Genomic DNA, 25,133 nt, shown 5'->3' with positions numbered 1-25,133 from the left:
GAAGGAGGTAATTTTTATGAAGAAAAATATTGTAATAATATTGTTTGGGATTCTTTTAGTCATATCTTTCTTTTCTATAAAAGTTAGTACCAATATTTATGTAGGAGATTATTCTTATTCTCCTATGGTTATTGATGTTCAACTGAAAATTGATGATAAATTAGTTCTCGATGATTCTTTGCATAGTTCTCCTTTTTTCCCTACTATGCTCAATGAGAAATTAAGATATGGGTTTCATAAAATTAATATATCATCTAAAAAAGCGGATATTGATCAGGAAAATAAAGTTTTTCTTTTTCCTAATCAATACGTCCATATTGAATTTTTTAGGGCAGACACATTAGGTATGGGGGAAGAAGCTTTGGTAGAGTATAATTCGATAATAGAAGTTTTTCCAGGTGTATTTAGCAAAATGACTCCTTTTCGTACTCAGTCTAAGTTTGGGGTATGGACTAATTTTAATCCGTTTTATACAGAATAGTTTAAATTTATAATGTAAATGGAGTAAAGTTCATCGTTGATGAATAGTAAATATAATTTAGGATATACAGTTATGAGAAAAAATAGTAAGATTGATGTTATGACAGAATGGTGGAATGATTATCAAAATGTTCAAAAACAACAAATAGATTTCTTTTTGAATGACTTTCGAAATTTAGAACAGGGAGTTTATAAATGGAATGGTGATACTTGGAAACTGAGTAATTAGATATGAAAACAAAAACTATTATTTAATGAAAATACGCATTTACTTAATATTGTTTTTTTTGAAACTTTTTTGTAATATTGATGCTCAAAATTGTTTCACGGAATATGAAAAATACAATTGTTATGAGCAACATATTTACATAGATTGTTTAGATCAAAAACTTGTTCCTGAGATTTTTAATAGTATATATTATGCTAAAATTAAAGAATCGGAGTTTTATATAGATACACAGATTATTGATACTGTTCATCAAAAGAGAATAATACATGTCTATACTAAGAAAGCACAAAACGGATATCTTTTTGTAAATAAGATGATTATGGATAAAGTTGATGCTTTGAATTTAGATATAGACAAATCAAGTATAGTATATATACATAATAACAAGATTGTATCAACTTCAGATGGAGTAAAAAAGATTGTTGGATTAAAGGTGAAAAATATACAAAACACAGTTATTTTACAAAATGAAAAATCAAATAGTATATCTGTTTATATATATGATGATTGATTGGTGTTCAAGCTGTGTTTGTTCTATGGGGTGGAAATTTTCGATTTATGGTGAGCAATATTATCACTTCAGAATGAGTAGAATTGGTTGGGAAAGAGCAAAATCAATAAAATGAATATGAAAACAAAAATTATAAAGATTTGTGCAAGTGTAATATTAGCCATTATTGTTTTTTATAGTGGGTATTATTGGTCTAAAATTGAAGACATGTCTACTTCATTAGATCCTAAGTATAAATATTCTGAAATATATTTTTCTTCATTAAATATGAGATTATATTTTATTGTCGAAACATGGGGCTTATTAGGGCAACATTCTGCTATAGTGATAACTACAAATAATCCTCAAGAGAAAGGTTGGAAGTACAATTCTGACATGGATTATAAATTTACTACCGAAGAGTTATTTTATAAACCGCAAGGAGACTCATTGGTAATTTATTCTGATTTGGTGATTGATCCTCCTAAAAAATTCAATAGTGATATTGTACTTGTACTAAAAAAGCTATCATATGATGAGCAGAGTAAAATGATATATTGGAATCGTGAAAGAAGTGGATTTTCAAGGGTAGGTATATAAACTATCTTCCATAAATTTAGAGGAGCTCAAGGCTTGATGAATGCAAGATTTGGAACGATATTTAGCGATAAATGCATAAGATTTAAATAAAAGGTTCACTATGAAAATATATTCTTTTTTATATTATGTTGTTTTTATTTTTGTACTGTAATTAATGGGCAATCAAGTTGTGATCGGGATTCTACTAAATTTTTAATAGCTTACAATTACATTATAAATGATTCTATAAATAAAGGGGAAAGGTTTGATAATTTCAGATTCACTTGTTAGGATAAATGTTGCTGTGTTTTTTAAGGAACTAAAACTAAAAGATGAAGATGAGCGCTCTTTAATGACCCGGTTATATGGAATATATCAAAATGTTGATTTCTGTTCTAAATTGACATTTTTAAACGATAAAAGTGTAAAATGTTCAAAGAATATATTGTTTTTTTCTCCAATTATAAATGATTCAATTTTATGCGCAGAACTGTTTGAATATAGAAGTAACCTAAATAAAAATAATGAAAATGAATACATGCGTATAGCAGCATTTAGTACAAGTTATATATATTTATTTGTGTTTGATAAAGTCGGAAAGATAAAATCAATGTTTAGAAAAGAGATGATTAATAATTAACTCAATAAGTTTGTGTTTTAGTTTGACCAAAACTTTTGAATAATGTGAGTTCTATATAAAATTTGAATACTTATCTAATTTATGGGATTTAAGATTATGTAATGTTCGGATTACTTCTTACATTGTATCATCTATAGTATATGTTTTAATATTATGTAAAGACTGCTATAATGGTCTTAGTATAGGTAGAAGAATTGCTAATATTCAGGTATTTGATAGTAAAACAATGAAAGTAGCCAGCCCTGTTAAATGTGTTTTACGTAATTACTTTTATGCACTACATTTGTTAGAAGTCTTTTTTGTACTGTTTACTTCTTCGGGACTACGCATAGGTGATCGTATCACTGGAACAAAGGTTGCGGAGAGAAATATGAATTTAAAGGAAGTAGATCTAAGAAAAATCGTTTTAGCTGTAAGTGGAGTTATCGCGATTATACTTCTTATGGGAGTTATTATATACATTAGGGCTTCCAGCTTAGGGCGTATGGATCTTTGGTATGAATAGTATCTGTAGTTTATACATAATATTCTTAATAAATACTACTGTAAACCTTACCATTATTTGAAAACACTGTTTTTCATGTGTGCACGTTCGGGCGAAAATTATATTGAATTATTGCGTTTGAGTTACTGTTTGATTCACAAACAATAACTTTATGACAGGGAGTATATACAAAAAGACCTGAGGTGTGTTGTGATTTCGGATACATATAAATACTAAATAAACAGATAAACAGATTGTTTGGGTATTGAAAATATATAACATTTTTGCAGATTTTTAATTTGCTGTAAATCAAGATGTTATACGAGTTGTTTTTTCCTCTACGAGAATCGCTTCGTTTCTCTACGGAGATTGGGTCGAAACTCTACGAGAAACGAGGCGTTTCTCACCGAGGAATAAACTGAATATTTATAAAATACAACAATTGGTATCAATATGATAAACGGAAACAATTATCAAATGTTATGAAAATAGAAAATGAAGTCGGAAATGGAATCTTTATTAGATATATATTCTTTATAAATAGTTGATTTTAGTAGAGGAGTATACGAAGATTCTATTTATCAAAAGAGGGTTATTTACTGAATATTCCTAATGAATGGAAGTTTATACGAGAAAGCTAAAAAGAATATTTTTGATTGTTTTTTCAGTAATTCACTAAAAAAGCCATTCCCATATTTGAGGATGGCTTTTTCCTGGAAAATGATAAAGCTTTAGAATTACTCACAAAGTGGTACTTTATAGCCTATTATCAATAATTCATTAAAGCGGTATCTTATTTCTGAAATATTTCCGGGTACTTTCTTATAAAATAAACCGGAGTACAACTCCATGCATGGCAATAGCTATTAAGAGGGTAAAAATCGTAAGGTGAAATAAAATCATTATCCGGATCGTATGCTTCCCAGAATGTGTCTGCACCTTTGTTTATCATTCCTCCCCAGTATTTGATCAAAGCGTCTTTTGCTTCATTGTTCATGCCGCAATTGATTAGTGATTGAATGTAATAATGATACATATAAGGAGTTCCCGGATAACAAACTCCAGGTATGGTATTCAGGGCTGCAAGTGCTTTTTTACCTTCTGCTTTTGTGGCAATTCCGCTTAATATCATCCATATCTGTGAGGCATAAGAAATCTGTTTGTCTCCAAGACCCACAAACACTCCTGCCTTTTTGTCGTACAGGTTTTTACGTGCAGCTTTTGTCATTTTATCGGCTAAAGCCGGAATATCTGCTACTTCTTTTTCCTTGCCGAGTAATTGTGCCAGTTTGTAAGACTCTCTGAGTGCAAATACAGCTATGCCTTGTGTTGCCACTTCCTTGTATAAATCTTCTTTCCAGTCGAAGAATACCCACCACTCTTCATTTAGCTTTTCAAAGTCCATTAAACCATCTGATTTGACATATGTGCGGACAATATCTAATTGTCTTTTGGCCACTGGCCATAAATCCTCGGCTGTTTCTTTATCATTTGTTGCTTCCAGATAGTCTTTTAAGCTTGCATTATAGAGTAAGGCATATTCGTAAAGAAACTGTTTGTCCTGTGCCCGTGGTACAGGATTTTCGATTATTGTAGCTAATAGGTATCCATTCATATCACTTAATCCGGCTAATAGATATAGACACCGTTTGGTCAAATCATGTTGTTTGAACGAATAGTTATTTCCCAACGCCTCCAGATATAAATCGCCGATCCAAAGGCGTTGATCTCTTTTGGGACCATCTTCATAAACCGTTTGCATACATTCTTTTAGTGTATTTAAACTAACTTCATCTATTTTTCTTATCATTGGATCTACAGAGAGAGGTAGGCTTTCCGGTTTGTTCTTTGCTGAAGTCCGGGCAAGACATTTTATATCGTAAATATTGAAATCATAGTAAGGAGAACTGCCTAATAATTCTATTTTTACATACCGGAAAGAAAGCCGGCGTGAAATATTTACCGTTTCAGGAACGTACATTACCGGAACGATTTCATCCTGAAGCCATCCCCTGCTCAATATTCCGGGATAAGGATCGAAAGGGACGGATACTTCTGCCGGAACCTCTCCGAATGTTAATTTAAATTTCAGAGGCCCGTCGGCAGCCAGTCCTGTGGACCTGACGGAGAAGCTGAAGTTTCCGGTCATGTGTTCTCCGAAATCAATAATAACTTCTTTCTTTTCTCTGAAAGGTGTGTTGTATAAGGAGTCGATCGGATTAACATTCAATACTTTCCATTTCTGAAACGAATGATTGTCGGGAATGATATTAACTACTTTCAAAGGCCTTTTTTCTGTGATTATAAGTTTTGGTTTATATTGTTCTGCTTTTTGAAGCCATTGATTACGAGTGTTTTCGTAATAATTTTGTGCCAGACAAAAAGATGCGGGAAAAACCAGTAATAAACTGAATAAAACGAATTTTTTCATATTAATATTCGTATTAATTTTTTGTATGAATAATAAATTTTCCTGTTTGATTTAGAGTTTAATCTTCTTTGGTAACTCCTTCTTCAAATGTCTACTAATATTTTTAGCCCATAATTCTCCTAATATTTTAGCTCCTACAGCATTTGGATGGAGATAGAACGTACCGGAGTTGCCATTCTCGGCAACAAAATACTTCGTTGCCTTTCTTTTAAAAAGGTTGTAACCATCGCGGTCTCCTGTCAGTATATATGCTTTTTCTTTTGCCAGGGCATCGAGGACCGGAGTATAGGTTTGTAAACGGTTGAGGCCTTCTTCGAGATAAGTTGCAGCATTATGCGTATTGGGACTATACCACAATGGACGATGCAGTACGAAGTAGCTTCCCGGGTAACGATTATGTAGACTATCTATGATTACTCTCAGATTTTCCTTGTATTTTTCTGGGGAGACTGGTGCGCCATTAGTTCCTTTTATCGCACTATCATTTGTCCCGAGCATAATAGAGAATATAAGCAGATTTCTATCTTCTCTATATAATGTATCGGCTGCCTGAATTACCGTTTGATACAATGTTTTTGACTCAGGAAGAAAATCAACGGTTGTTTTTCCACTGCAGGCACAATTTGCATAGCCGACTTTGTAGCCGTCAATCTGCAATTTATTTACAGTCTTTACTGGAGGAGCTTCTGATCCGGGGTTTATCAGGTTGGCTCCGTAAGTAATACTGTTTCCTATGAAAACAATATTAATTTTTATATCAGAAGTTTGAGCCAATAAATTGACTGTAAACATTAAGAATAAAAATGCAAGGCTGTTTTGTTTCATTATTACCCTGTTATAAGATTATAGACTCTGTATGGATTTTTATTTCTTTGTTATCGCTCCGCTCCTTATTGATACGATAGAATTGTTATTTGGTTCTTCCTTATATGTTACATTTATGAATGTTGGATTGGCCACATTGTCGAACCAGAAAGCCGGACGAATCTCATTTCCCTGATACGTTAAATTTACATTCTCAAATGTGATGTTACGTACATTATTAATAAACCATCCCCAGCAAGGCAATGCCCGTGCATCAACTTCAGGCTGTTGGATTTCAATGTTTTTTAATGCCGGATTGTCGCTGCCTACATAGTCTATCGATATATCGCGAAAGGTCACATTGTCGAAGATTCCACCTCTCCAGCTTTCGATAGAAGAAGCGTATTTGTTTATTCTGGTCGCTTTTACCCGTTCAGTAATGATATTGTTTGCATCATTACCTTCGTTCAGTATAAACATAAAAGGATTGTTTACATTGTCGATCGTTATATCGTGGATATGTACATCCTCTATTTTGCCGCTTGCTTTTCCCCATCCTCCGGGTTGTAGCAGAATAGCTGAAAGCATATTTGTACGCCTTAACTCTTTTGATGTGCGGTGTGGATATTTTCCGGGTCCCTGAAATGTACAATTGGATATAGTAAGGCCTGTAGCTGGCATAATCATACGAATTCCATTGCAGGAAGTATTTAAATAACAGTCGGTAATAACCATATTCTCCCAAAATCCTCCGGCAATGGCATCATCTCCTGTCTGAAACTTACAATTACGTATAATTATATTTTTGCCACCCCGTATATGGATACCGTCCCAACCTTCATTCATCTCGAGGTTGTGGAATACTGCATTTTGTATTTCGTATGCCATAAGGGCATAGTTTGCAGCACAGTTAACGGTGATATTATTTATTGAAAAGTTCTTCGATTCGCCTATGATAATAGTATGAGGACCTCTCATTTTCTCTTCACCATTGGGATCATACACATGGCTACCATCAACTGTTCCGTTACCTTCTATCGAGAAGTTACTTATTCCTGATGCCAATATTAATACTTTATTCCAGTTAGCGTCTTTAGAGCTGTTTGCATTGTCACCACCTTCGCCGCTGTCGTACTTACTCAAGTCTTTGGACGGTATATAAGACTCGTATTCACTGACTACATCGGTTCCTTTCAATACTGCTTCATCGTCAAGGTAAAGGGTAATATTACTTTTTAAACGGATGGTTCCACTTAAAAATTTTCCTTTTGGAATTAATACAGTACCCCCTCCTTTACTGGAACAATCTTCGATAGCTGCATTTATAGCTTTTGTATTAATTGTTTTTCCGTCGCCTTTTGCCCCATATTTACGGATATCATATGTGTTTTTTTGAGATGCGGGGACACTTGCATATGAAATACACAGAGCTGGTAGCAAGAAAAAAAGAATGGAGTATCTCCTGATTTTATTGGTTTTCATGTTATTCTTTTTATTATGGTTATTCGTTTTACTTTATTTCTTTATTTAAGTTCCTGATGATAAAAAGCAGGTCCTCTTTGGTCTTTCCATATCCGGTAGGTATTAAAAACCATTTCTGGTTATACTCTATACTTTGATTTGGAGCAAGTGAAATATATTCTCCATGATTTTCGAGTTCGATGTATTTCCCGTCCGGAGCTATAAAAAACTCTACTTCACCTTGCCCGGGTGGGGTATCCTTAACCTGAATATCGGGGAAACATTTTACAAAAAGTATATTTTTATAATAATGGGCCATCCATCCTTCTTTAGCTGTACTAAACAGCTTTTGTGCCGGCATATTTTCTTCCTTAACGAAAGGAAACCATAAAATACCATTTTCGATATAGGTTGTCGGTATTCCCGGTTTATTTATTTGGTCGTCTTTTTCTCCAATCGGAAAGAAGCTTAATCCTCCTGATACACGCGAAACATCCCAGGGAGCCAATTTTCGTATTTTATCCGATGTGTTTTTTATTTTATAGTTGATATATATGGAAGTATCGGCTACCGAGATTGAAAATTCTTTTGTAATACAAATATTTGTATTGTCAATCTGGCTTGTCATAGATAACTTTTCCTCATCGATCCGGACTTCATAGGGTAATTTGTCTATGGCCGGACAAGGAGGCCAATAATTAGCCTGGGGTGAAAGCCAGAAAGTAGCTCCATAATAAACAGGATTTACAGCATCCGTTGTCAGTAATTCGCTTTCTCCCCTTCGGAATGAGACGATACGTCCTCCGGTTTCAGCTGATACGCTGAATGACAAATCTCCTAATGATAAGGTGTATACATTTTCTGTACACCTTATGGTATGGTTATTGTGACCTTTTGCGATAGCCGGTACCAAAAATACTAAAAGGACAATATATTTTGTAGCCTTACTGTTCATCCCATCTGTTTGGTATGGTTAATATAAATTCATTGGTAGAAGGTTGTGCTCCCATCTCAAATTCGAGTTTACCTCCTTTTACTATATCTTGATGCGTGATATACAACTTGTTATATTTTTCTCCGTTTAGCTTTATTGATTGAATGTAAATATTTTCCTTCGACAGGTTATGGGCTTCTATGGTAAAGGTGTTGGCTCCGATTTTCAAATCCGCTTTATCGAGCATCGGTTTTCCGAAAACATATACCCCTCCGGCAGGATTTACCGGATAAAAGCCCATTGCACTGTATACATACCAGGCTGACATTTGTCCGCAGTCTTCATTGCCGCACAAACCGTCTGGTTGAGTAGTGTATAATGTAGTCATTATTTCGTGAACTTTTTCCTGGGTTTTATGCGGCTGTCCTGCATAATTATATAAATAGGCTACATGGTGGCTTGGCTCATTTCCATGTGCATATTGCCCTATCAACCCTGTAATATCTATTGGCACATCGTGTCCTGACATATCGGTAGGTACCGAGAATAATTTGTCCAGTGCTTCGGCAAAAGTGTTTTTATCACCATGTAGCGCGATTAATCCCTCTACATCGTGTGGAACAAAAAAGGAGTATTGCCACGAATTTCCTTCCACCCAGTCGCACTCGCCATAAGATGAATAGAACGGGTCGAACGGACGGCGAAATTTCCCTTTTGACGAGAAGCCATTCATTAACTTATATTCTTTGTCAAAATAGGTTTTGTAAGTGGCAGCTCGTTTCATAAAGTATTCGTAGTCGTCATTTCTTTTCAGATCTTTTGCAATTTGAGCTATACACCAGTCATCGTAACAATACTCTAAAGAAGTAGATACGGACTTATTATATTTATCATAAGGGATATATCCGTATTGTTTTAATTCTTTGACGCCAAATTCATCCTGCATAGCCGAAGCCTTCATTGCCTCATAGGCCTTTTCTACGTTATAACCCCTGATTCCTTTAAAGTAAGCATCTACAATTACAGGAATGGAATGATAGCCTATCATACAGTTTGTTTCGCTCGACCATAACGACCACACAGGCAATAAACCATATTCGTCGTATTGCGCGAGCATGGAATTAATTATATCGTTTGTTTTATCGGGTGTTATTAGTGTAAGCAATGGATTCTGGGCCCGGAAAGTATCCCATAACGACATTACTGTATAATTTGAAAAATCTTGGGTCGTATGAACTTTTTTATCTGAACCCAGATACTCACCATTCACATCATTGTAAAGACAAGGAGCCAAAAGTGAATGATAGAATGCTGTATAAAATATGTTTTTTGTTTCCTCTGGTGCACTTACGGCTATTGTCGATAGTTTACTTCTCCATTCAGCTTGTGTTTTAGCCAATACTTCATCGAAATTCCAATCAGGAATCTCGTTAGATAGATTTTTAAGGGCATTTTCGATACTGACTGCCGATATGCCAACTTTTATAAGTACTTTTTCATTTTGTTTTGTCTCGAAATTAAGGATCGCTTTTATATTTTTACCTTCCGCTCTTTTATCTTCTATAATCATGTCGTCTGTGACAACATTCGCAGATTGAAAAGGCTTTGATACCTGCATAGCGAAAAATAATTGTTGGTTACTCCAATATTTTTCGCCTGGCTCTCCCCATCCTTTTGTTTTTCGTTGTCCGGTAATTGTGTTATTGTTTATAACTTCTAATGATGTATAAATGACAGAATCGGTAGAGAAATGATGTGATAAGTCAAGAATTATATGGGAATTTATATTTTCCGGGAATGTATATCTATGAATACCGCAACGGGGTGATACTGTCAGTTCAGCCATTATATCATAGTCTTTCAGATTGACTTTGTAATATCCGGGAGAGGCCCATTCTTCATCATGTGAGAAACGAGAACGGTAACCCCAGTCAGGATTTTCTTTTGTTCCTGCCTGTAGTTTTACATCCCCGACAAAAGGCATCAGCATAACATCCATAAGGTCTGAACGTCCCGTGCCCGATAAATGGGTATGGGAAAATCCTATTATTGAATTGTCGGAATAGTGGTATCCCGAACACCAGTCCCATTCTTCCAATCCGGTATCGGGACTTAGCTGAACCATCCCGAAGGGGGATGTTGCTCCGGGAAAAGTATGCCCATGCCCTGCTGTTCCTATAAACGGATTGACATAATTTAAAATATCGTCCTTAAATGCCTTTTTATCTTTTGATGAATTGCATCCTACAAAAAGTACAGCTACAAGCAGGATTAATGTATATTTTCTCATATTTTTAGGTATATATTGTTATTGACGTTATTCAGAATTGATAGATGATTATCTTTATTCGGGGTAGTAAGTCGACACTTTGTTATCGTGTAGATCTGTACCTCCGTCAATGGTTACACTTCTTCGAAACTTATTTTCCTTTATTGGTACAAAGTTTAGCCAGCTCTGGTTGTCACTGGTTACTGCATTCGATAATTTGCTTTCTCCGTTTCCATTGAAAGCGGAAACTGCATACTCCAGAATACCTTTTCCAACATTAGTGTCTGTAAATTGGCTTTCGGAACCTTTGTATATTAGTTTGTATTCGCCATTCTTACTTCTTCTATACAATCTGTATTCATTGCATCCAAGCACTTTTCCCCAATTCAGAGTATATTGCTTGTCTTCTTTTTTAAGTTTTAAGCCATCGGGGAAGTACGGTTTTTCTGAAGTAAAATATACCGGATATATTACCGATGGTTTACTTCTATTCTCTTTGTTTAAGGCATATACACGGACATAACCTTTTCTTTCGTTTGCTGTGGGTTTTATAAGGATCGAATTTTCCTTTTGTTCCTTATATAGTTTCCAGGTTTTGCCTTGGTCGGTACTGTATTCGTAGCAATAACTTTGTGCGCTTTGTACTGGATATACCGAAAACTTAACATACCCTTTCTCATTTGAGGTATATTTTACTTGTGGCTGAACCAAATCGGGTAGACCTTTTGTCAGATTCCAAATATGTTTTCCTTTTGGGAAACGAACGGTCATTTGGTTATTTTTTATAAATGCCTTTTGTTTGATACCATCTATATAGAAAGATACTGAAACAGGTGCAGAGGTCCAGGAAAAGATAACCTCTTCATCGTCCATGGAGTAAAACTCTCCTTTAATATTATCCAGGCTTGTGAATACTGCACTAAGTCCTGCATCCGTACTTTGTGGTCTGATTTCAAATTGGCTGTTTCCGATTTTGCTTCCGTGAAAAATAGCCATTTCTTGTTGTCCCGGTATATTCCGTATAAAACCCGCAGTTCCCGAGAATATAATGTTGTTTTCATCTACGTCGATAGGTTTATCGATCCGAAATATATAATCCTCATTTCCTTCGGGAGAAGTGATAATACATCCGTAGGGTTTTGCCGTATTTTTGTATCCTTTTTTGTGGGAAACGAATGTCAGGAAATCTCCTGTTCCGTCAAACCAGATTCCTTTTGTTCTGACTGCTGTCAGTTTTATAACATCCGGATTAGTATCCCAGAAAACGTATCCGGGGCCTCCGCCTTTTATGTTTTGCAATTCAGGAAAATCATCTTCCAAATGCGTAAACCAACTAAAGCGGCTTGCTATGTTCTGATTATATACATCGTCATAAATGAGGAAGTAATCGCTGCCCAACAGCATGATACTGCGGCTTTGATACTCCGGCCACGAATACTTGCTATCCTGCGATGCGGTGATTTCGGCAAATTGTCCAACACCAAGGTTGTACATCGGACGTGTCAGTTCATTTCTGCCTATTGCCTTGAAGCGTTCATCTTTGAACACTCCAAAACCTGTCGACATATCGGTATCCTGTAAACGCCGGTCGCCAATGTCTTCCTTATCGTTGTTACTGTACGATTTACCGTTAGCGTAAAAATAGATTGTACCGCAACCGCCTTCTCCTACAATTCCCCAACGATAGTTAGGCCCATTATCCAATTGCCCTAAATGAATGGATAATTCATCATCTGTATTCACTCCGGCACGTAGCACAATCCCATATCCGGTTATTTTGGTACTTTCTAATATGGGCGGTGTACCGGTATCTTTTGTGTCAAGTGGATACATAAGCCTGAAAGAATTGGCTTCCCTGCTATAAATTTCTGTGTCCTCGTCTTCGGGACGGGAAACATACCGTATGTTTTCAGATAACAGCGGATCATAGTTTTCCAGCTCTTTTCCTAAAAGCCAATATCCGTTTGGTGGCTGCCTTCTGATAGCATGTGCACCCTGTGGGGGAAATATTCTGGATGGTGCCATTTCGGGAGTCACAACTCCCCAATATAGCATACCGTCTAATCGTCCTTGCTCGTTTTTATAGAAGTCCAGTGATTCGCCATTGAAAGGAGCCGAAAGCGAATTGAGGACAAAAGAACCTACCATGGCCATCTCTTTATTTGCCATCCGCTTTTTTCCATCCAGATAATGCTGCATGAGGTAATTAGCACGTAAAGAGGGTCTTAAATTTGCCCAAAGATAGGTACTTATATTTTCCGTCCATCTACCTCCGATAGCATTCCATTCTTTCACATCGGGACGTACGTGATGTTGGGTGTTCAGATCGATATATTTCTCGAACATATCCGCCCATTCTGAAGCCTTCGGATGTGCGGGAAACAGGTATGATGCGAATGCCGGAACGGATTTTACATCACTTAGGAAATTCGGATGTCCGCTTAGCATGTGTTTCATCGGCATATATTCTTCACCGGCTGCAATGTAGGCATGTACTAAGAACATGGCGATCATTCGTTTCCTTTGATCCTGGCTCATTTGTGGCATAAGTGCATTCATCATACACACATATTCCTCGTAAAACAGACGTGAAGATGTAGGCCCATATCCACTATTCTGACAAGGTCCACTCATTGGCAATTCGTTCGAAAAATGTCCGTAGAAAAACCGTTGCTCGAATTCTTTAGGTGTCATGTTCTTATCGTTTTCAAAAATAACTTCTTGTACAGGAAGTGAATCCGGATAAGTCAAACACCAGTTTTTTACTACGTTCAGATCTAATGTACTATATCTATTTTGTAGGAATGAGTTATACGATTGCTGTCCCATTGCCACTTTATAATGTGTTCCGTCGGGATTTGATATTGGCTGCGTAAGTTTTTCCAGGTTATTCATGTGATCGATATCCTTTTGATGCGGATAAAAACTCAAAGCAGAAGTACGTGTTCCGTTAACCAATGGATAAGACCATCTTAATAAAGAATTGTTGTAGTATAATTTTATGCTTAATTCTTGTGTATCTATCCATATCGGATATTTATAGCTGTTCCAACCTTCCAGGTCTTTTACGAACAACCCGACGGATTGGTTGTCTTTTTCGTCCCAGAATACGGATGATGTGACGTTGGTTTCGGCAGGCCAGTTTCCGAAAATCCCTACTTCAAATGGCATTTTTCCATCGTTGGATACCGACTCTGTAATTCCATGGTGTGAGTTTAGCCTGGTCAGGTCGATTTTTTCCCAGTCATATCTCTCAAATCCCAGTGCATTTACTTTGGGACCACCATAAGGATGGTTAGGAGCTTGCCGATGGGTAGGTGAAAAATTACTCCACTCCATATTGAACGAGTAATGATTCGTTTCGGAGAAACCGCTCATTTCTTCTTTTAGTTCTATGAAGTCGTAGTTATGCACACATTTTACATATGTTTTGTACTTTTCGCCTGAAGAAAAAGTGTATTGAAGTTCAAACTCGGTAAACAAATCGCCGGATGAAATTATTTTTGTTTCGAGTTTTATATCCGAGTGTTGCTTGATATTGAAAAACGATTTTCCGATCCATTCTTGCTTATCTTTAGATATGCTATAAATCGGACCAGATATATTTGCTCCATTTTGTGAAGCTGGTATCATAACAGAGAACTTATTCGTGGTAACCTGATAGTAATTTCCTTTTTTCTCAATATTTATGTTGTTGGTAGTTTGAGGTATTCCTTTTTGTAGTGCGAATGCATGTTTTTTCCCTGAGGGCAAGTCGGTCATAAAATGTAACTGGGCTTTTATACTTCCTGATTCGAGTGTTTCGATATCTGATAATTGAAAAGGAATTCGATTGTTGGTTTCCTCGTTGATTAACACCAGTTCCGTTTTGGAAATACGGCTGTCAAAAATAATTTCATAGGTCAACAAGGTCGTTGGCCACCAATACAGAGGATGAGACAGATGGTCTTCGACTATGATTGTTGCTTTACCCTCTTTAAATAAGAGGGTATTGCCACTGGAGGCATGGGCCGATATAAATATCAATATAAAAGTAACAATAGAAAAGAAGTGTTTCATCGGTATTATATTATTAAAAGATATGCTGAAAAATTGAATTTGTTACAAATTTAGGTGTTTAATTGTTTTTCGGCTTAAATAAAACAAATATAAAGTATATACAAAAAGGAGGCAAAATGTGAACAATAATTTTATGATGTTGAATAATAGTGTGTTACGTGTGGATAACAAATTGATCAGCCTTGTAAAATTATGTCGTTTGACACTTTTTGCACGAAAAAAAAACATATATTTGCGCTGATCTTTCATATAAAAGATGCTTGGCTGACTTTGCTATCGTGCCTACCTTATAAGTTAGGCAGATAAAATATAAATACCATGTTTAGATGAGGATTAGACAAATCCAGTTATACTATGATAAAAAAAATCTTTTTCAGATGAAGAGAAGAATAAGCCAGTCTGTTAAGTATCAATCACAATAAATAATAAATTATGAGTAAGTTTTTGGGAGTCAAATTGAATTTGGTATTATTTTTAATACTATTAGTAAATGTTACACATGCAAAACATGCTGGTTTTGCTGCACCCGATGCCATTGTTATTTCCAATGAAGTTCGTTTTACTATACTAACATCGGGTACCATCCGAATGGAGTGGGATAGTCTGTCTCATTTTAACGATGATGCTTCTTTTATTTTTATAAACCGGAATCTGCCAGTACCGCAGTATACTAAAAAAGAGAAAGGTGGATGGCTTATCATCACGACAGACAAATTGGAGTTGAAATATAAAATCAATTCTGGAAAATTCACAGATAAAAATGTGCAGATAAAATATCTGGATAAGATTGATGCCTTCTTATGGAAACCGGGAATGAAGCAAAAAAATAATTTGAAAGGGACCTCGCGTACTTTGGATGCTCATGATGGTGAAACCCATATTCATTCGCCGGAAGGCAGTAATAAACTGCAACTGGAAGATGGTTTGCTGGCGACTGATGGCTGGACTATTATTGATGATTCGCAATCACTTTTGTTTGATGATAGCGATTGGGCATGGGTAAAAGAAAGGGAACGAAAGAACAGCCAGGACTGGTATTTCTTTGGATATGGGAAAAATTATAAATCTGTTTTGTACGATTATAGTCTTATTGCAGGTAAAGTACCACTTCCTCCCCGTTATGCTTTTGGGTATTGGTGGTCTCGTTTTTGGAGTTACTCTGATAATGAGATGAGGGAATTGGTTCATAATTTTGAGAAATATGACATCCCTTTGGATGTATTGGTAGTTGATATGAATTGGCATTATACAGATAGTCTTTATATTGCTCCTAAAGATGAGTTTGGGGAAAGAGCACATTGGACCGGATGGACATGGAACAAACGATTATTTCCCAACCCTGGTAATTTTTTATCATGGGTAAAAAGTAAGAACCTGCAAACAACTTTGAATCTTCATCCTGCATCTGGGATTGCCCCTTACGAGGCTCCATATAAAGAATTTGCAAAAAAAATGAAATTTGATATTTCGCTAAATAGAAATATTTCTTTCGAAGGTTCAAATAAGGAATTTATGAAAACCTTGTTTGATGTAGTGTTGCATCCAATGGAAAAGGAAGGCGTTGATTTCTGGTGGATAGACTGGCAGCAGTGGATATATGATAAGAAAATAAAGACATTGAATAATACGTGGTGGATTAATTATGTGTTTTTTTCGGATATGGAACGAAATTCCGAAAAACGTCCGTTGATATATCATCGCTGGGGAGGGTTGGGCAATCATCGTTATCAGATCGGATTTTCGGGAGATGCTATCATTTCTTGGAAATCGTTAGCTTATCAACCCTATTTCACAAATTCGGCATCAAATGTATTGTATGGTTATTGGAGTCATGATATAGGAGGGCATACATTCAGAACGGACAACGATCATAAAACAGCAGGAAACAACTATCTGGAGCCGGAACTTTTTACCCGTTGGATGCAATATGGTGCCCTAAGTCCTATTTTTAGAACACATTCTACGAAGAATTCTGTTCTTAATAAGGAATTATGGAATTTCAGAGGTGAATATTTCGATGCATTACTGGCCAGTATTCATTTAAGGTATCAGCTGGTACCCTATATTTATACAATGGCGAGAAAAAACTATGATGAAGGTATATCTTTGTGCCGTCCGATGTATTACGATTATCCCCGTCATGAAAATTCGTATCGGTATAAGACTCAGTATATGTTTGGTGACGATATTTTAGTAGCTCCTATAGGTGAAGCTATGATTGACGGTAAATCTAATGTAAGGGTTTGGTTACCGGAGGGTGATAACTGGTTCGAATGGCATACCGGAACAATGCTTTCGGGTGGACAAGAGGTTTCCCGTGAGTTCACAATAGAAGAATATCCTATTTATATCAAAGCCGGAGCTATTATTCCGATGTATGTTGGCGCTAAAAATTTATCGGTTGAGCCGGAAAATATGATGCTTGGAGTTTTTGCCCATTCTAACGACGAATGCTTTATTTATGAAGATGCAGGTGATAGCAAGGATTACGATAAATCATTTTCTAAAACAGAAATAAGATCAACGTATAATGACAGAATCCAGACCCTCACCATTTATCCGCGGCAAGGTGAATATAAAGGTATGCCTGCAAATAAGAAATATACAATCAAACTTTATGGGGTGGAGATGCCCGAAAAAATATTAATCAACGGGCATGAAATCAATTACTCATTAACTCCTCAGGAAAATACCTGGGCTTATGTCGGGAAAGACTTATCAGTAGAAATTTATCTTCCCCTAACCAATTGTAATAATGTACAATGTGTAAGTGTTTTTTATAATAAGCAAAAGGAAACAGATGTAAATAGAGGGTTTGTCAAACAATTCAGGGAATTTGGGAAGTCAGTGACAAAGATGAAATATAAAAATGCACGTTGGGAAACGACGGATATTATAGGTCTCTGTGAATCGACCAATCTGATAATACAGTATGAACCTGAGAAGTTTTATGAACATATCCAATCGTTTGAAGAAAATATTGGCGAAGCTTATAAGCAGTTAAATACGCTGTTGAATGAATAATAAATTCCGGGGCGGTTTGTAATTTAATGAAATAGATGCAGTCGCATTTATTTGGCTTGTTTGTTGTTTGGAACTCGAAAAACAATTATCTTTGAAAAAAATAAGATTTCTAATAGTATGAACGAAGTAAAGGGACAAGGGTATGTAAAGGAAATAATCGAGGAATATAATATTCGGTTAAAATCTTGGGGGCATTCTGATACATGGAATCTTAATCAATTCAAGACATTGGAGAACATGCTTCTTGAAGTTACCCGAATAAACGTAAATGCCAATACCTTAAAGCGATTTTTCCAGCAACGCACGAGCAATCCGCAGTTAGCAACCAAAGAAGCACTTTGTATTTTCCTCGGATATAAAGGATATACGGACTTTGTTATGAAAAAAACAAAGCAAGAGGCGGTTGATCTTATACCGGAAGAAAATGATGAGGAGCAGGATACTGAAAATCTTGAAAAAGAACAAACCGCATCCGGGAAAAATAGAATCGGTCAATATTCGAAAGGAATATCCAACCATATAAAGAGACGGAATAAGCGTTATTTTTATATGGTGTTGTTTTTTATGATTATTATCGCCGGATATTTCCTTTATAAATATAAATTAAAGGATATGTATATCGATTATTTGATTTCAAAGATCGAGTTCTCAGTATCACGGGTAAGAGGGACATCTCCTTTAACTGTAACGTTCTCATACGATATTCCTTCTCCGGTTTTCGATGAAATAACGATTGTATATAAAGAAGCCAACGGTGATATATTGGAAAGGAAGCTGTTAAAAGGTTCACATTCGGTGAATACAACTTATATTTATGAAGGAGAAAGTTTTTGTTATTTAAAATATAAAGATAAAGAAATAAGAAAAATTTTATTGCAAAGCCGTAAATCAGGATGGTCTGTATCCGTTAGGGAGGAACGAAAAAATATATATAAAACTTTTCCTATTAGTCAGGCACTAAACGATGATGGTTATGTTAGCCTGCCATTTGATAGCATTCCGTTAGATGCTCAATCTAACCATATATTTGTCAGCTATATATTTTATAAGGAAAATCTGGTGAATGGTGACAATTTTATTTTTGAGGCAAAAGTTCGTAATTCAGCAAAGGAATATGCAATACCTTGTGGTGACATTATGATGTACATAAGTTCGGATACTGGAGTACATGGTTTTGCTATGAACGAAAATTGTTATGCTTATATTAAGTTTGTCAGTGGAGAGAACGAAATCAAGGGAGATCAGTATAGTTTGCAGCAATTCGATTTTAATCCTTCGCAGTGGCACGTAATGAAGATAAAGGTTATTGATAAAAAAACAACATTCTACGTAGACGGAAAGGCTGTACTTAATATGGGCTATAACAACTTACTCGGATTTGCTAATGAGCTTATTCTACGATTTAAAGGTTGCGGGGCTGTAGACTGGGTGAAAATATCTAAGCCTGATGGAGAATTAGTGTATGAAGAAAATTTCAATGAAGAATTTCATTAACTGTAATTACTTAAAATAGCTGATTAATAAATATACTTATAAAAGGAGGTCATTTAATTATGACCTCCTTTTTGATTTGTAAGATATTGATTTTTAATTCAATATGTTTTTGTTCGTATTTTGTTTGTACTTTATCTTCATTTTATGGGTATTTAGAAGGTTTTGCAATGACGCAGGGCAATTACTTTTGCAAATAACCTAACAAATGCATTAGTTATCTTGAATTATTTAAATTAATATTCTACTACCATATGAAGAAAAACAAAATGTGGATTTACTTTTTTGTGCTGAGTCTTTTTTTTCCTGTAAAAGTAATCTCTCAGCAGTTTAAAGAATCTCCGGTCGTTACCGTTCGGAAAATTGGCGACAAACTTATAAGAGAAACTCCTTTCGCATACAAACTGGATTTGTTTTGTCAGTCCGATAAATTCAATTACCTCAAGTTTGTCGATTTTGGGCGAACCTTTGGACAAGGATATGGAGCTGTAGGATATGCTTATACGCAAATGTCCTTTCCAAAAGATACAACTATATGTGTGCAAATAGAACACAACGATGCTTGTAAAATATGGTGTAACGGAAATCTTGTATATGAAAAATACGGTAAACGTGATGTAGCGATAGTAAAAGAAGAGAGAAGTCTTGAAATGTCGTTTTCATTTAATTTGCCTCTAAAAAAAGGAAATAATGATATCCTGATAAAATCTGAGTCGTTCGGTGGAAAAGAATGGTGTGTATTTATACAGCCGCCGAGTGAGAAAGATGCAGTATTTACCGTAAGTCCGCAATATCCTGAAATAGGATTGAAAAATGTGAAGAATATAGATGAAAAAGTATCTGGTCTTACCAATTGGTTAGTGATCGGTCCTTTTGCTCCTGATATTAATAATGTATACGAACCAGAAGAAGAGTTTATTTTCGGACACATGTATGCCGGACTTGATGGGGCTGTTACATGGACAATACCCAAGGTGGAGTTGTTGGGAAAAATGATTGATCCCGCACCTTGGGGGACAACCTATCAATGGAATTATCATAATGGTGGTGTTGCCTGGGCTATGCAGCAGTTAACCGAGTTAACCCATGATGATAGATATAATCAATGGGCTGTTAATTTTTGTGATTATCAGATGGAGGGATTACCTTTTGTCGATTATCAGGTAAATAACTTAAAAGCATACTTCAATTCTGCCAATTCGCTGGTTATCGGTTCAACATTACTTGATTTTACATTAGCACCCTCTCTGCCTCTCATATATCGTCTTCGAAACGAACCAGATTTTAAAAACCGGGAAATCTATAAAACATTTATAGATAAAATGATCGAGTATGCACGTTTCGGTCAGATAAGAAGTAAGGGGATGACCAATTACACCCGCACAACTCCTGAAGAATTCACAGTATGGGTAGACGATATGTTTATGGGGATTCCTTTTCTGATACAGGCCGGATTATATGCTGATTCGCCCGAATTACAGAAAGTATTTTTTGACGATGCAGCAAGTCAGATCATTGATTTTACTAAGCATGTTTGGGATAAAGATGCAAAACTATATATGCATGCTAATTATACATCACGTCCTGAAATAAAACTTCCTCATTGGTCGCGGGCAAACGGCTGGGCCATATGGGCTATGTCGGATGTATTGATGTATTTGCCTAAAAAACATCCGAAGTACAAACAGATACTCAATCAATATATTACATTTGTAAAAGAGTTAATTAAGTATCAGGATAATTTGGGCTTTTGGCATAATGTTATAGACAGAAGCGATTCTCCTTCTGAAGTGTCGGGGACAGCTATTTTTACAATGGCTATGGCACGTGGGGTAAGATATGGATGGTTGGATAAGAAAACATATATGCCTGTTGTTCTGAAAGGTTGGGAGGCGATATCATCGGAAATAGAAGATGATGGAACTGTACATAAAATCTGTGTAGGAACGATGTGTACCGAAGATGTGGAATATTATGTAAACCGTCCGTTTTATGACGATGACACACATGGCTCTTTTGCTGTAATATTTGCTGGGATAGAGGTTCAACGAATGATAGATTCCGATAAGAAATAAGAATTAAAATACTATGAAATTGAATGTCAATATTTTACAGAAGTGGATGATTTCATTTTCAATCCTTTTCTTTTTTTACGGTGCTACATCTTTTGCTCAAATGAAAGCACCTCAAGATTGGCTTGGATATGAAGAAGTGATGGGTGTAAAAAATAACTTACGTTATTACGATTTCGATGTCACCCTGATAGAATCAACGGCCCCGGCAAATGTGTTCTGGCCTGGGGATAACATTGATTTTAAATTTCAACTCGTAAATAATACACAGAAAGTGATAGATACAGATGCCCATATACATATTATCCGGTATGGAACAAAAGGTATTCCTAATGATATCTGGTTACCGAAGATAGTAAAACTTGATTATGAAAAAATCATTCCGGCCCATATTTTGATTTCTCCCAATGGATATACGAATATATCAGTATCGGTAGATGATATCAAAGATTACGGAGGTTATGCTGTGGTTTTTGACTTAGGAGAAAATGGTAGGAGGCTGGGAACAAGTTTTGCTTACAGCATAAAACCATCTCCGGTAAAAATGCAATATCCGAAACAGTCATTAGATGATTTAGGTGTTGATTTTCTTAGTCGGGTGGGAGTGCAGTCCATACGCCACGCTATTCCGTTTATACCGACAACAGATCCCGAGTATCAGAAATATATGCAGGATTTCACCAGCGAAATGCGAAAGTATATGGATAATAACATTACTGTGATGTTGATGTTTGGCGAAGGGCGTACTGCGACATCTATACCATTAGGAACTACACGTCCTCATCTTGACGAGAACGGACATTTCCTGCGAACCAAACAAGATCTTGCATGGATGCCCGGTCTGGATGAAGATTTTAAAAAATATGTAAAAGAGATCTGTTTGAAATTCGGCTGGCCGAAAGGACCAGTTACTGCCGTTTGCCTGTGGAATGAACCGTGGGAAGGAGCGTCTATATCGGGTTGGCAAGCTGATATGATACGTTATAACGAGAAATATAAGAAAATGGCAGAGGGCGTAATAGAGGCCCGGAAAGAAGGTATTGATGTGTTGGTCGGAGGTGGAGATTCTAATTCGAATGCTTTGGATAAATTCTTCGCTGATGGTACCATGGATATATTGCCTATATTCGATTTTCTCTCTATTCATTACCAGGGAATAGAGGCACCGGTACTATATCCCGAATGGAACAACAGGAAAGATTATAAAGGACGTGTGAAAATATGGGATACGGAAAGCTGGGTAGGAAATACCGATGATCGTATTGGACTAGTGGTTGCTACTAATCGCTCGAGCGGATACGATCGTTCGATGGGTATTTTCGGTGGTTATATGTATTCAGGCGAACCAAGTCGTTCGGCTCGTACCACGACTATTCGTACTGAAATGGGTACGGAAACCATTCCGAAGTTACACAATACATGGTCTACTGCCGCTGCTATGGGGGCTGTACAAAGTCTTATAGGCGAACGTGAATTTAGGGAAATACTTTTTAAGAACGGATTACCGTGGGTGATGGTGTTTGATGGTTATGATGACAATAAAGAAGATGGAACAGTTGTTATAGCCGGAGATCTGGGTGATGCGTTTGGACCCGAACATGTCCTTTTACGTAACGTTCGGAGCCTGACAAATACTGCGAAAAGGGTGGAGTGGAAACGACGGCTTAAAACCTTGTCGCGCGGTAGTGAGGAATATCGGGCTATAGAAAAGGAATTGAGTACTTATTATCCGATTACTGATGGAAAGATGATAATAAAAGCTGATCCGGCATTTTTATTGTATGATTTTTATGGAAATAAAATAGCCCCGTATAAGGGGGTATATGAAGTACCGCTTAATTATCAAGGTTACTACCTTCGGGTAAATGGGAAGAGAGGTTCTTTTGATAAATTGATTACAGCAATCAAGAAATCAAGAATTGAAGGCTACGAACCTTTGGAAATCATACCAAAAGATTTTATAAGTCCCATTACTGAAAATCCCGAAATGGAATTACAGTTAACTAATATCCTCAACCGACCTGTAAAAGGGATGTTGAAGTTAAACTTTGACGGTTTGAAAGTTTCTTATCCCGAGAATCTTTCTTTTAAGGCATATGAAACCAAAATTGTGAAAGTAAAAGTCGTTGAAGGAGAGCCCAATATAGAGAATAAGTACCCGCTGGAGGTTCATTTCGATGCCGATAAAGACGGCATTGCTGTACATTGGGAAGATATGCACGTAAATTTAATAGCGAAAAGAAGTATTGTTGTAGACGGAAAACTGAACGATTGGTCGGGAGTCATTCCTCAGACCATAGAGACTTCAAAAGCCAGTGTCTCCCTTACCGAAGCAGCATGGCATCCGTATCAGCAATTTGATTTGAATGCTGAAGGATTTGCCCAAACATATATGGCCTATGATAATAAATATTTCTACTTTGCAGCAAAGGTTGCAGATAATACTCCGCATAAAGGTACAATACGTTTTGAAACTCGTGATGACGATGAGTATTTCTACCCTGATACGGCCTATATGCAAACCATATATGCAATGAAATCGACTATGGTTACTACACAAGTATCCGAATCCAACCAAAGTGCATTACAATTGCCATCGGGAAAAGGACGTGTAATGAATTATATAGAAAATATATCTACTACCCAATCCATTGGTATGGATTTCGACTTGCCAAAAGACAAATATACCCGCACCTCTTTCTATTTCCCGAGTATTAATCAGAATGGAGTATCTGTAACTGTTTATGACAAGAATAGCGGTAAAGAACTATTGACTACAAAAATAGATAAACTTTGGAACGGTACATTTCTGACACTTGATTTGTCGGGTAATGTGCGTGTGCGTTGCTCAGCTTATGGATGGTGGTATACAACCAAACTGGCGGGAGTTTTCTTCGATTCATCGGACAATAAGGTAAATACAGCCAGAACAGAAGCATCTGTAATCCTTATTGGCAAAGATTTTGATACGATTGGAAACTGGATTGGTAGGTATGGAAAAACCGGTTATTATCTGGTCGGTTCAGACTCGTCATTACCATCGGATATAGCGTGTAATATTGTTTCCCAGGATGACTTAGTACCTTTGGCATGGCCCGAAAAGGTTCGTCGGTTTACATATAGAAAAAGACCGGTGTTACCCGATGGTGTAAATGGCATTTCGACAGATAACATCCTTATTGCGTTCAATGTGATACCTGTCGGAGAAGATGGGATGGAAGCATATCCCAAGGGAACCATGCCTCGCTATATCGGCTATAAATGTACCGATTATGAATATGCCCTCAATACGGTAGCTCCCGAATATGGTGGAGGATATGAAATATGGAGAATGCTTGTTCCCGGTATGCCTCGCAAGCATTTTTATCCACGTCAACCCAAATCACCTTACGATGGAGCTGTGAAAGATGGTAAGTTGATCGTTCTTCGTGAGGGCAATACACTTTATTATGAGTGTGCGATACCCTGGTCGGAATTACCGGATGTGAAAAATGCAATTGACAAAGGAGAAAAAATAAAATTCTCGGCACGCATCAATAACGACACAGCTGGCGCGGCTTGTATGGAAATAGCCAAAGAGCGCAGTGTATCAAAAATAAACTCGAGAGCATTTCATCCTGATTGGAAAGAACATTGGGCGAATGAAGTGGAATTCGGAGTTGAAAAATAAATTATTTATCCAACAG

At 36.5% G+C, this 25,133-nt stretch carries 15 protein-coding genes; 9 read left to right on the top strand and 6 right to left on the bottom strand.

All coding sequences use genetic code 11. From position 1 onward, the window contains the following. The first annotated feature begins 16 nt into the window (after positions 1 to 16). The 5 genes from VCM39_RS21465 (at position 17) to VCM39_RS21445 (ending at position 2,923) form a co-directional block, all read left to right on the top strand. Entirely contained in the window at positions 17 to 481 is a 465-nt protein-coding gene (locus VCM39_RS21465) for a hypothetical protein (protein ID WP_322933398.1), read from the top strand. 39 nt (positions 482 to 520) lie between these two features. Further along, positions 521 to 709: a hypothetical protein gene (locus VCM39_RS21460; RefSeq protein ID WP_413544815.1), complete on the top strand. Its 189-nt coding sequence runs from the start codon at positions 521 to 523 to the stop codon at positions 707 to 709. A 25-nt stretch (positions 710 to 734) separates the two neighbouring features. Then, on the top strand, positions 735 to 1,220 hold the full coding sequence (locus VCM39_RS21455; RefSeq protein WP_322933396.1) for a hypothetical protein: 486 nt from the start codon (positions 735 to 737) through the stop codon (positions 1,218 to 1,220). A gap of 117 nt (positions 1,221 to 1,337) precedes the next feature. Further along, positions 1,338 to 1,799, top strand: a complete 462-nt coding sequence (locus VCM39_RS21450) for a hypothetical protein (protein WP_322933395.1) — start codon at positions 1,338 to 1,340, stop codon at positions 1,797 to 1,799. Positions 1,800 to 2,644: 845 nt separating this feature from the next. Then, complete coding sequence (locus VCM39_RS21445; RefSeq protein ID WP_322933394.1) at positions 2,645 to 2,923, top strand: hypothetical protein; 279 nt, start codon at positions 2,645 to 2,647, stop codon at positions 2,921 to 2,923. A 772-nt stretch (positions 2,924 to 3,695) separates the two neighbouring features. Here VCM39_RS21445 and VCM39_RS21440 read toward each other — a convergent pair. From VCM39_RS21440 to VCM39_RS21415, 6 genes are read right to left on the bottom strand one after another with little or no spacing between them, the layout of a single operon-like run. After that, entirely contained in the window at positions 3,696 to 5,333 is a 1,638-nt protein-coding gene (locus tag VCM39_RS21440; RefSeq protein WP_322933393.1) for a hypothetical protein, read from the bottom strand. A 51-nt stretch (positions 5,334 to 5,384) separates the two neighbouring features. Continuing rightward, positions 5,385 to 6,158: a GDSL-type esterase/lipase family protein gene (locus tag VCM39_RS21435; RefSeq protein ID WP_322933392.1), complete on the bottom strand. Its 774-nt coding sequence runs from the start codon at positions 6,156 to 6,158 to the stop codon at positions 5,385 to 5,387. A gap of 39 nt (positions 6,159 to 6,197) precedes the next feature. Beyond that, on the bottom strand, positions 6,198 to 7,619 hold the full coding sequence (locus tag VCM39_RS21430) for a glycoside hydrolase family 28 protein (RefSeq protein ID WP_221648497.1): 1,422 nt from the start codon (positions 7,617 to 7,619) through the stop codon (positions 6,198 to 6,200). A gap of 28 nt (positions 7,620 to 7,647) precedes the next feature. Next, on the bottom strand, positions 7,648 to 8,553 hold the full coding sequence (locus tag VCM39_RS21425) for a DUF4380 domain-containing protein (RefSeq protein ID WP_322933391.1): 906 nt from the start codon (positions 8,551 to 8,553) through the stop codon (positions 7,648 to 7,650). Beyond that, positions 8,543 to 10,822, bottom strand: coding sequence for a GH92 family glycosyl hydrolase (locus tag VCM39_RS21420; protein ID WP_322933390.1), 2,280 nt, complete (start codon positions 10,820 to 10,822; stop codon positions 8,543 to 8,545). Before VCM39_RS21420 ends, VCM39_RS21425 begins: the two co-directional genes overlap by 11 nt. A 54-nt stretch (positions 10,823 to 10,876) precedes the next feature. After that, the gene (locus tag VCM39_RS21415; RefSeq protein WP_322933389.1) at positions 10,877 to 14,860 is read right to left on the bottom strand and encodes a hypothetical protein; all 3,984 of its coding nucleotides are present in this window, start codon (positions 14,858 to 14,860) and stop codon (positions 10,877 to 10,879) included. Between the two features lie 432 nt (positions 14,861 to 15,292). Here VCM39_RS21415 and VCM39_RS21410 point away from each other — a divergent pair, with 432 nt between their 5' ends. The 4 genes from VCM39_RS21410 (at position 15,293) to VCM39_RS21395 (ending at position 25,117) form a co-directional block, all read left to right on the top strand. After that, positions 15,293 to 17,884 (top strand): glycoside hydrolase family 31 protein, encoded by a 2,592-nt coding sequence (locus VCM39_RS21410; protein ID WP_322933388.1) that lies wholly within the window; start codon positions 15,293 to 15,295, stop codon positions 17,882 to 17,884. 117 nt (positions 17,885 to 18,001) lie between these two features. Then, a complete protein-coding gene (locus VCM39_RS21405) occupies positions 18,002 to 19,378 on the top strand; it encodes a hypothetical protein (protein WP_221648502.1) in 1,377 nt (458 codons plus the stop codon). Positions 19,379 to 19,629: 251 nt separating this feature from the next. Next, the gene (locus tag VCM39_RS21400) at positions 19,630 to 21,450 is read left to right on the top strand and encodes a glycoside hydrolase family 105 protein (protein WP_221648503.1); all 1,821 of its coding nucleotides are present in this window, start codon (positions 19,630 to 19,632) and stop codon (positions 21,448 to 21,450) included. 13 nt (positions 21,451 to 21,463) lie between these two features. Further along, positions 21,464 to 25,117, top strand: coding sequence for a hypothetical protein (locus tag VCM39_RS21395; protein WP_322933387.1), 3,654 nt, complete (start codon positions 21,464 to 21,466; stop codon positions 25,115 to 25,117). The last annotated feature ends 16 nt before the right edge of the window (positions 25,118 to 25,133 follow it).

Source organism: Bacteroides mucinivorans (genome assembly GCF_034654355.2).
In the GTDB taxonomy this organism is placed as follows: domain Bacteria; phylum Bacteroidota; class Bacteroidia; order Bacteroidales; family Bacteroidaceae; genus Bacteroides; species Bacteroides nordii.
The sequence above is the reverse complement of the archived record's forward strand: the minus strand, read 5'-3'. Positions and strand labels throughout refer to the sequence as shown.